Source organism: Streptomyces nanshensis, from assembly GCF_001751255.1.
GTDB lineage: Bacteria > Actinomycetota > Actinomycetes > Streptomycetales > Streptomycetaceae > Streptomyces > Streptomyces nanshensis_A.
This window is the reverse complement of record NZ_LJGW01000078.1, coordinates 1-6,131: the sequence shown is the minus strand read 5'-3', so window position 1 is coordinate 6,131 and position 6,131 is coordinate 1. Positions and strand designations below refer to the sequence as shown.

Sequence of the window (6,131 nt, the reverse complement as noted above, 5' to 3'; positions counted from 1 at the left end):
TGATCTTCGACCACCCCAACCCCACAGCACTCGCCGGCTTCCTGCGTGACGAACTCTTCGGCGCCGAACCGGCGAACGAGCCGGCCCTCCAGGCGCTGCCGCCCGTGACCGACGACCCGATCGCCGTCGTCGGCATGGGATGCCGCTACCCGGGCGGTGTCAGCACCCCCGAGGAGCTGTGGCAACTCGTCGCCGGCGGACGGGACGCCATCGGCGGCTTCCCCTCCGACCGCGGCTGGGACCTCGCCGGGCTCGCCAGCGCCACGTACGAGGGCGGGTTCCTCGACGACGTCGCCGGATTCGACGCCGCGTTCTTCGGGATCTCACCGCGCGAGGCCGTCGTGATGGACCCACAGCAGCGGCTGCTGCTGGAGACTTCCTGGGAAGCCCTCGAACGCGGCGGCATCGACCCCGCCGGGCTGCGCGGCAGCCGTACCGGCGTCTTCATGGGCACCACGGGCCAGGACTACGCCGACCTCGTCGCCGCCTCCACCGAGGACGTCGGGCTGTACGCCACAACCGCCCACGCCGCGAGTGTGCTCTCCGGCCGCATCTCCTACCTGCTCGGCCTGGAGGGGCCCGCCGCCACCGTGGATACGGCGTGCTCGTCGTCGCTGGTGGCGATGCACTGGGCGGCACAGGCGCTGCGTTCCGGCGAGTGCGACCTGGCCCTCGCGGGCGGCGTGGCCGTGATGTCCACACCGAACGCCTTCGCCGCGTTCACCTCGCAGGGCGGACTCGCACCGGACGGACGCTGCAAGGCCTTCTCCGACGCCGCCGACGGCACCGGCTGGTCCGAGGGCGCCGGCGTCGTCCTGCTGGAACGGCTCTCCGACGCCCGCCGCAACGGGCACCACGTACTGGCGGTGGTACGGGGCAGCGCCGTCAACCAGGACGGGGCCTCCAACGGGCTGACCGCGCCGAACGGTCCGTCCCAGCAGCGCGTCATCCGGCAGGCGCTCGCCAGCGCCGGCCTCTCGCCGCGCGACGTCGACGCCGTCGAGGCGCACGGCACCGGCACCACCCTCGGCGACCCCATCGAAGCGCAGGCCGTGCTCGCCACCTACGGCCAGGACCGCGAACAGGCCCTGCTGCTGGGCTCGGTCAAGTCCAACATCGGCCACCCCCAGTCGGCCGGCGGCGTCGCGGGCGTCATCAAGATGGTCATGGCGCTGCGCGAAGACCTCCTCCCCAGGACACTGCACGTCGACGAGCCCTCCACCCACGTCGACTGGACCGCGGGCGCCGTCGAACTCCTCACCGAGGCCACCCCCTGGCCGCGTACCGGCCGGCTCCGCAGGGCAGGTGTGTCCTCCTTCGGAGTCAGCGGCACCAACGCACACCTCATCCTCGAACAGGCGCTGCCCCACGGGGAGTTCGACGAGTCCGAAGCCTCCGCCGTCCCCGGCGCGGCGGGCGCCGCCGGCAGCGACGAAGAAGGCGCCGCCGAGACTCCCGTGGCGACAGCCACCGGCCGCCCCGGCAGCGGCACCGCCGGGAGCGCACCCGTATCCACTCCCACACCGGTGCCGTGGGTGGTATCCGCCCGTTCCGAAGCCGCACTTCAGGCACAGCTCGAACGGGTCCGCGCCGTCGCGGACCGCGCCGGCGACGGCACACCGCAGGCGTCCCTCGACATCGGCTACTCACTCGCCGCTTGCCGCACCGCGTTCGAGCACCGCGCCGTACTGCTGCGCACCGGGGAGGAGACCGTCGAGGCGGAACGCGGGGAGACGCCCTCCGAGGAGCGGCTGCTCGCGTTCGCCTTCTCCGGCCAGGGCAGTCAACGCCTGGGCATGGGCCGGGAGTTGTACGACCGCTTCCCCGCCTTCGCCGAAGCCTTCGACGCCGTACTGGCCCACCTCGACCCCCGGTTGCGGAAGGTCGTCTGGGGCGAGGACCCGCAGGAGCTCGCCGACACCGGTCATGCACAGCCCGCCCTGTTCGCCCTGGAAGTCGCCCTCTACCGGCTGGCCGAGTCCTGGGGCGTCACCCCCGACTACCTGGTGGGCCACTCCGTCGGCGAGATCGCAGCCGCCCACGTCGCCGGTGTCCTCTCACTCGAGGACGCCTGCACCCTGGTCTCCGCTCGCGCCCGGCTGATGCGCGAACTCCCGTCCGGCGGAGCCATGACCGCCGTCGAAGCCTCCGAGGACGAAGTGCTTCCGCTGCTCGACGGCAGGGACGACGTGGCACTCGCCGCCGTCAACGGCCCCACCGCCGTCGTGGTCTCCGGAGCAGCCCAGGCCGTACGGCAGATCGCGGACGGCTTCGCCGCGACCGGCCGCAAGACTAGGAATTTGCTGGTCAGTCATGCATTTCACTCGCCCTTGATGGATGCGATGCTCGACGACTTCCGCGCCGCACTGGACGGCCTGACGTTCGGCGAGCCCGAAATCCCCGTCGTCTCCAACCTGACCGGCCGCATCGCCACGGACGACGAACTGCGCTCCGCCGAGTACTGGGTGCGGCACGTGCGGCAGACCGTCCGCTTCGCCGACGGCATCACCGCCCTCGCCGGACAGGGCGTCACCGCGCTCCTCGAGATCGGGCCCGACGGCGTGCTCTCCGCCGCTGCGGCCGAGGTCCTCCCCGGTGCGGTGGCGGTGCCGCTGCTGCGCAAGGACCGCGCCGAGGACCGCACGGCGCTCGGAGCCGTGGCACGTCTGCACGTCAACGGCGCCCGGGTCGACTGGGCACGCCACTTCGACGGCACCGGAGCCCGGCCCCTCGACCTGCCCACCTACCCCTTCCAGCACGAGCGCTACTGGCCCGAGGCGGCGTCCGCCGCCGAAAGTTCCGCGGGCACGGCGGCAGACGGGGACAGCGGCGGCGACGCCGGCTTCTGGGCGCTCGTCGAGAGCGGCGACATCGACGGTCTCGCGGCCGAACTGGGCGTCCCCCAGGAGGCCGGGACCACGTCGCTGAGTGAAGTGCTTCCCGCCCTCAACTCGTGGCGCAACCGCCGCCGCACCCAGTCCACCATCGACTCCTGGCGCCACCTGGAGCGGTGGACGCCGCTGCCTGCCCCCACAGCCCCCGGCCCCAGGCACGGCACGCCGCAGTCGCAGGGCACCTGGCTCGCCGTACTGCCCGCCGCGGCCGGAACCACCCCCGAGACCGAAGAGTGGATCAGCAAGGCCGTCGAGGCGCTGGGCGAGGACGTGCTGTGCGTCCGTATCCCGGATGCCGGTGACGAGGACACCGCGTCCCCGGCACGGGACGAACTGGCCGCACATCTCAAGGCGGCCCTCTCCTCGGCGAACGTCATGGACGCGGAGAGCGCGTCCAGGGAGAACCCGTCGGCAGAGACCTCTGAGACCGGCGGCACACAGGCAGACGGAACCTCCGACGCCGCCTCCGCCCCCGTCGCAGCACCTCGCCCCATCAGGGGTGTCGTGTCCCTGCTGGCCCTCGACCGCTCGGAGAACTCCGCCGGCGTCCCCACCGCCGTACGGAACACGCTGCTGCTCGTACAGGCACTCGCCGACAGCGACGTCACCGCACCCGTATGGGCCGTCACGCGGAACGCCGTCGCCGTGGACGGCGCCGAACGGATCGAGCACCCCGCCCAGGCAGGTCTGTGGGGCCTCGGCCGGGTGGCCGCGATGGAACTGCCGCAGCAGTGGGGCGGCCTCCTCGACCTGCCGGCAGACCTCGACCGGCGCGTCACCCGGCGCTTCGCGGACGTACTCGGCGCGGCAACCGCCGGACACGGCGAAGGCACCGGCGGCGACAACGCACCCACGGGCGCCGAGGACCAGCTCGCCGTCCGCGCCTCCGGCCTGTTCGGGCTCAGGCTCGTACCGGCACCGCACGCCGAACCCGCCACCGCCTGGCAGCCCTCCGGCACCGTCCTCGTCACCGGAGGCACCGGCGCCCTCGGCGCACACGTCGCACGCGACCTCGCCGCCCGCGGAGCACAGCGGCTCCTGCTCCTCAGCCGCCGCGGCGACCAGGCACCGGGCGCCGGCCGGCTGCGCGACGAAGTGACCGCGCTCGGCGCCGAAGTGGACATCGCCGCATGCGACGCCTCCGACCGCGACGCTCTCGCCTCGGTCCTCGCAGCCGTCCCCGCGGACCAGCCGCTGACCGGCGTCGTCCACACCGCGGGCGTCCTCGACGACGGCATCCTCGAAGGGCTCACGCCCGAGCGCTTCGACGCCGTCTTCCGCTCCAAGGTCGCCGCCGCCCGCGCACTGGACGAACTCACCCGCGGCGCCGACCTCTCCGCCTTCGTGCTGTTCTCCTCCGTCGCCGGACAGATCGGCAACCCCGGGCAGGGCAACTACGCGGCGGCGAACGCCGTACTCGACTCGCTCGCCCGCGCACGTCGCGCCGAAGGGCTGCCCGCCACCTCCATCGCCTGGGGAGCCTGGGCCGGTGACGGCATGGCCTCCGCGAAACCGCACCCCGGCGACGGCACGGACCCGGCGGACGCAGACCCAGCCGAAGCGAACACCGCCGAAACGGACCACGCCGACGGTACGGAAGCGGCCCCGGGCGCCGGACCCGACCGCGGCACCTGGGCCGACCGCGACGAGGCCGGGCTCATGGACCCGAAGCCGGCCCTGGAAGCCATGTGGCAGGCCGTCTCCGAGGAACCGGCGGCGCTCACCGTCGCGGACCTCGGCAACCAGCAGCTCCTCGGCTCCCTGCTCGAAGTGCGCCCTATGCCGCTGCTGGCCGAACTGCCCCACGCACGCCGCGCGTTGGAAGACATCCGGACCGCCCGCGACTCCCGCCCCGCGGCAGCCTCCGAACTCCGCGAACAACTCGAAGCCCTGGGCGAGCCAGACCGGTACGAAGCCGTCCTCGACCTCGTACGGGGCCGCGTAGCCACAGTCCTCAACTACTCCGGCGGGACCGCGGTCGGCACCGACAAGGCCTTCCGCGACCTGGGCTTCGACTCGCTCACCGCCGTCGAACTGCGCAACCAACTGTCCGCCGCAACCGGGCACACCCTGCCCGCCGGCCTCGTCTTCGACCACCCGACACCGCGCGCGCTGGCAGGACACCTGCTCGAAGAGATCCTCGGCGTACAGGGCGAGGCGCAGAACGCGGCCACCCGCGGCACGGCCGCGCCGCGCACAACCGACGAACCGGTCGCCATCGTCGGCATGTCGTGCCGCTTCCCCGGAGACGTCGACACACCGGAGGACTTCTGGCAGTTCCTCATCGACGGCCGGGACGGCATCGGCGACTTCCCGACCGACCGCAACTGGGACCTGGAGACGCTCTTCTCCGGTGGCCAAGGCGGCAGCGTGACCCGGCAGGGCGGATTCCTCACCGGAACCGCCGACTTCGACGCCGCGTTCTTCGGCATCTCGCCGCGCGAGGCCCTGGCGATGGACCCGCAGCAGCGTCTGTTGCTGGAGGCGTCGTGGGAGGCGCTGGAGCGTGCGGGTGTCGACCCGCAGTCGCTGCGGGGCAGCCCCACCGGCGTCTTCGTCGGCACCAACGGGCAGGACTACGCCACCCTCGTCAACGAGAGCACGCAGGACACCGGAGGCCACGCCGCCACAGGACTCGCCGCGAGCGTCATCTCCGGGCGCCTGTCCTACACCCTCGGGTTCGAAGGCCCCGCCATGACTGTGGACACGGCTTGCTCCGCGTCGCTGGTGGCCCTCCACCTGGCCGGACAGTCGCTGCGTCAGGGGGAGTGCGACCTGGCGCTCGCCGGCGGCGCGACCGTGATGTCCACGCCGATGGTCTTCGCCGAACTCTCCCGCCAGGGAGCCCTTTCCGCGGACGGGCGGTGCAAGGCGTTCGCGGAGGGTGCGGACGGTACGGGCTGGTCTGAGNGTCTTGCCGCGGACGGCCGGTGCAAGGCGTTCGCGGAGGGTGCGGACGGTACGGCGTGGTCCGAGGGCGTGGGCGTGCTGGTGCTGGAGCGGTTGTCGGACGCCCGGCGCAACGGTCACAACGTCCTTGCGGTGGTGTGTGGTTCGGCGGTGAATCAGGACGGTGCGTCGAATGGTTTGACGGCGCCGAACGGTCCGTCGCAGCAGCGGGTGATCCGGCAGGCGTTGGCGAGTGCGGGGCTCTCCGTGGGTGATGTGGATGCGGTGGAGGCGCACGGTACGGGTACGGCGCTGGGTGATCCGATCGAGGCGCAGGCGTTGTTGGCG

Annotated in this window: 1 protein-coding gene; it reads left to right on the top strand. The window is 72.8% G+C overall.

The genetic code is table 11. The features are described from left to right. The coding region (locus AN218_RS03780) for a type I polyketide synthase (RefSeq protein ID WP_244900243.1) at positions 1-6,131 on the top strand (6,131 nt) is incomplete at both ends.